The 2,786-nt window shown below is 68.0% G+C and carries 1 protein-coding gene; it reads right to left on the minus strand.

Annotation, left to right across the window (positions count from 1 at the left end):
* The coding region (locus AD930_RS00080; protein WP_208598535.1) for an autotransporter-associated beta strand repeat-containing protein at positions 1–2,786 on the minus strand (2,786 nt) is incomplete at both ends.

Consider the following 2,786-nt stretch of genomic DNA (forward strand, 5'->3'; position numbering starts at 1 on the left):
TGGCCATGGTCGCCGAAGGCTTCGCCCCACAGAACAGGGCCGCTCTCGCAATGCCCGCCCGCCGTCTTCTCACCAGACTTCAGCCCGGCCGTGCTCAGGCCACCGGCCGCCATCCCGCATTCGGCTGAGGCCAGACGGTCAAACACCGCGCTCCGCACAAGCTGGGTGTCCTGGATCAGGTTCGTCTTCACAGAGGCCCGGATCTCACCCGACAGGCTGTCGTAGGACCGGCGCGACTGCTCCCCGCCCTGCTGCTCGACCGCTGTCACGATCGGGTTGCTCAGGCTGGCCCCGTCCAGGGCCGAGGCCACCGTCTGCTGGTTGCGGCTGATCGCGTAGGCCCCAAAAGCCACCGCCTGATTGCGCACCAGGGAGACCATGACGTCATCGGCATCATAGACCAGGCCCGGCGTCAGGAACGGATACAGGCTGGCAATGTTCGTCGTGAAGCCGCCAAACCGCCCCGTCACGCCACCGTCGGCATGCAGGATCGTCAGGCTCTGGCCATACCGCAGAGAGACATTGCCTGTGCTGGAGAGCACTTCGGCCGCCCCCGTGACCTTCGCCGAACCGGCCACATCCACCAGATCCGTATGCGCCCCGTCGGTGTTGCTCTTCAGGGAAGCCCCCTGGTTCATCACAAGGTTCCCGGCGACATGCAGGGTACCGATGCCATCGCCGGCCGGGGCCAGTGTGGAGCCTGTTTCGATGACCGTGTTCCCGACAGAACCCTGACCAGACAGGATAGATCCTGAGCGGGTCGTAATGTCGGACGTGGTGTCGCTTTCAATGTTCAGCGTGCCGTCCTGGACGTCGGTCGCACCGGTCAGCCCGGACGTGTCCCCGGTCACATTCAGAACGCCAGCCCCCTGCTTCACCAGAGAGCCGGAGCCGGAGAGGCTGGTGTTGAGGTTGGCGGTGCCGGAATCCTGCTTCACGATGAGTGTCGCGTTATTCACCACCTGCCCGCCTGCCAGATTGGCGGCCGTCGTCACCAGCGTGCCCGCCGTCACAACCGTGCCGCCCGTGTGCGTGTCGGTCCCGGTCATGACCACGGTGCCGGTGTTGGTCTTGACAACCGCCCCGGCCCCGCTGATCGCATTGGCCATCTCGGGGTCCGTCTTCTGGTCAATGTCCAGCACCGCACCTTTGGCTACGGAGATCGCCCCGGTGCCAAAGCTGCTGATCGTCCCCGTCAGGGTCCCGGTCAGCACGTTCGTCCCGCCGGTATAGGTGTTGACGTCCTGCAGGGTCACGTCGCCGGTCCCCAGTTTGGTGACAGAACCGCTCCCCGAGATCGCCCCGGCCACCGTGCCGTTGTAATCCTGCTTCAGAACCAGAGACGCATTATCCGTGATGGCACCCGTGCCCAGAGAGTCCGTGCCCGCCGTCAGTGTGCCATGCTCGATATCCGTCCCGCCCGCGTAGTCGTTGTGGCCGGTCAGTGTCAGGTTGCCTGCGCCTTCTTTGGTCAGGCTGCCCGTGCCGCCAATCGCATTGCCCATGGTCGCGTCAGAAGCCTGATCGACAACAAGGTGGCCATTGTCCGTGATGCTGCCAGAGCCGAACGCCCCGGCCCCGCCCGTCACGGTCCCGGTCTCGATATCTGTCCCGCCTGCGTAGCCATTGTGGCCGGTCACCGTCACGTCGGCGTCCTTCGCCAGATCATAGGCCACGTTCCCCGTGCCGGAGACGCTGTTGGCGAACGTCCCGTCCCGGTCCGCATCAACTTCCAGCGCCGCGTTATCGACAATCGCGCCGGTCCCGAAGGCGTTCACGCCACCGGCCAGGGTGCCGGCATCAATCGCCGCACCACCCGTCCAGGTTCCGGCCCCGGCCAGCTTCACGCGTCCTTCGCCAGACTTGGACACATGGCCCTTGCCGGAGATCGCATTGGCCACCGTGCCGTCCCCGGCCAGCGCCAGCGTCAGGGCCGCATCGTTCCGCACCGCCCCGGTGCCCAGCGCCGCGCCGTCCGTGATGGCGACCGTGCCGGACTGGATGGCGGTGCCTCCCATGAAGCTGCTGGCGGCGGACAGGGTGAGCGTGCCCCGGCCCGTCTTGATCAGGGAGCCGGTGCCGGTGATGGCATCCGCCGTGGTCCCGTCCGTATCCTGCGCCAGGGTCAGGCTGCCGCCGTCCAGCGCCACGCCGCCCGTGCCCAGGCTGGCGGTCGTGGCCGTGAGGACCGCGTTCTCGCCGTGCAGGCCACCGGAGAAGCTGTTGGCCCCGGCCAGTGTCAGCGCGCCGTCTTTCGCGATGACGGCCCCCGCCCCGGTAATGTCCCCGGCCAGTGTTGTGCTGTGGGTCGGATCGGTCGTGTTGTCGAGGATCAGGCTGCCGTCATCCGTCACGGCCCCGGCCAGCCCGGCCGCATGCGTCGCCGTATCGGCCACAGTCAGGCCAGCGCCGGATGCAATGTCTGTCCCGCCCGTGAACGTGTTCTCACCGGTCAGGGTCTGCTGTCCCTCAATAGCCAGCGCGCCCGCCCCGGCAATGCCCCCGGCAAATGAGCCATCACCCTTCAGGGTCAGGGCGGAGCCGTCCTGCAGTGTGACATCGCCCGACCCGGCCAGCGTGCGCGCCGACACCGCCCCGGAGATATCCAGCGCCGCACCGGCTTCAACACCCAGCGCCGCCTGCCCGGCCTGCGCCCCGCTCAGGGTTTCTGTCCCGGCCGCCACGTCCAGCGCGCCGCCCCCGACCGTGGCCGGGGGCGGCGCGCTGGACGTGGCAGCCGGGACAGAAACCCTGAGCGGGGCGCAGGCCGGGCAGGCGGCGCTGGG

The sequence above is a fragment of the Acetobacter malorum genome (assembly GCF_001580615.1).
Taxonomy (GTDB): Bacteria; Pseudomonadota; Alphaproteobacteria; order Acetobacterales; family Acetobacteraceae; genus Acetobacter; species Acetobacter malorum.